Here is a 1,624-nt window from a genome sequence, read left to right as displayed (position 1 = left end):
GTCTAATATGGCTACCCGTTTGACGACTCACTTCATAACCTAACTCAGACAATTTTTTGATTAAGTCATCACTGGATAAATCTCTGGGTAGCTTCATACCGCAAATACCTCATCCCTAACAATATGTAAACGAATAATTTTAGGGCGATTTTCCCTATCATCATAATGACAATTAACGGCATCTTTTACCATTTCTCGTAAAGACTGTAAATCATCGGCTTCGGTAAAAATAGACTCGCCTAATGCCCTTGCTGTATATCCCCCTTCCGGTGCATCTTCCACTAAAAAAACTATTTCTGTCATATTTCCTTCTTTACTCTCTAAATTTTTGCAGTAATTTTAATTATAGTTTGTTTAGTTTTTTAGATAGCACTTTTTAAAGCTTACAAGATTAGCGTTCGCCGTTTATCAACCCTAATCGCCTCTTTATTGCCAAAATGTAGTTAAACAAAGTGCAACCCAACACCAACCAAATAATACTAAATCCGTTGAGCATAGGCTACATATCAGGAGAGGCAAGAGGCAGAAGGCAAGAGGCAAAAGGGGGAATAAATAATCAGTTTTTAATAACCGAATTTAGTATAAATTAATAGTTGATCATCTTGGGTTTCGTGTCTCAACCCAATCTACCAAATCGGCGATCGCACTATGTTACAAGTTACTCAAAAATATATTCGCAATTGGTTTACTCACTGTTGCTACTGTACCTCATAAGTTAGAGAATTGCTATAGTTGATCCTGTTGGGTTTCGTGCCTCAACCCAACCTACAATATCGGCGATCGCAGTGATGTTGCCTTACTGGGGAAAAAATGGTACGATAATAACAATTTATTAATATTATTGGTAAGTAATTATGTCATCTTTAGTTATCTCACAACATATTGAAATCACTCCTGGTATCTGTGGTGGAAAACCTCGTATTGCTGGACATCGAATTAAAGTTCAAGATCTTGTAATTTGGCATGAAAGAATGGGAATGTCACCAGATGAAATTATTTATCATCATCCTACTATCACCCTAGCAGATGTTTATGCGGCCTTGGCCTATTACCATGACAATCGAGAAGAAATTAGACGACAACTTGAAGCAGGAGAAACTTTTGCTAAACAACTACAAGGCAACAAACCATCTTTAATTGAGAAAATATTAAATTGACGAGCTAAAATCGTTATGAAACAACTTAGAATTTATATCGATACATCAGTCATTGGAGGCTGTTTAGATGATGAATTTTCCTTAGAGTCCAATCAATTGATGGAAGCCATTAAGCAAGAAAAGTTTATTTTGTTAATGAGTGATATCATTGTTAGCGAATTAATTAATGCCCCCCAAGCGGTTAAAGATATTTTATTATCGATTCCGCAGAGAGTTATTGAAGTAGTTAAGATAACACCTGAAGTTTTACAGTTAAGGGATGCTTATATCAATGAATGAGTTGTTACATCAAAGTCTATTAATGATGCTACTCATGTAGCGGCTGCTACAATAGCTAGAGCGGCTGCCATCATATCATGGAATTTTAAACATATTGTGCGCCTAGATAAAATGAAAGGCTATAATCAAATTAATTTACTCAATGGCTACGGGATTTTGACTATTATTTCTCCTTTAGAGGTAACAAT

Annotated in this window: 3 protein-coding genes; 2 read left to right on the top strand and 1 reads right to left on the bottom strand. The window is 35.5% G+C overall.

Translation table 11 applies throughout. The annotated features are described in order from the left end of the window. Nucleotides 1-93: 93 nt before the first annotated feature. Entirely contained in the window at nucleotides 94-303 is a 210-nt protein-coding gene (locus PX636_RS12735; protein WP_002747310.1) for a hypothetical protein, read from the bottom strand. A gap of 551 nt (nucleotides 304-854) precedes the next feature. Between PX636_RS12735 and PX636_RS12730 the strand changes: the two genes are divergently transcribed. Together PX636_RS12730 and PX636_RS12725 are read left to right on the top strand one after the other, a co-directional pair. Next, nucleotides 855-1,157 carry a DUF433 domain-containing protein gene (locus PX636_RS12730; RefSeq protein WP_288117468.1) on the top strand — a complete coding sequence of 101 codons (303 nt, stop codon included), beginning with the start codon at nucleotides 855-857 and terminating at the stop codon, nucleotides 1,155-1,157. Between the two features lie 15 nt (nucleotides 1,158-1,172). Then, entirely contained in the window at nucleotides 1,173-1,436 is a 264-nt protein-coding gene (locus tag PX636_RS12725; protein WP_288117467.1) for a PIN domain-containing protein, read from the top strand. Nucleotides 1,437-1,624: the final 188 nt, after the last annotated feature.

Origin of the sequence: Microcystis sp. M53598_WE2, assembly GCF_030067735.1 — a bacterium.
GTDB classification, from domain to species: Bacteria; Cyanobacteriota; Cyanobacteriia; order Cyanobacteriales; family Microcystaceae; genus Microcystis; species Microcystis aeruginosa.
This window is presented reverse-complemented; position numbering and strand designations above follow the sequence as displayed.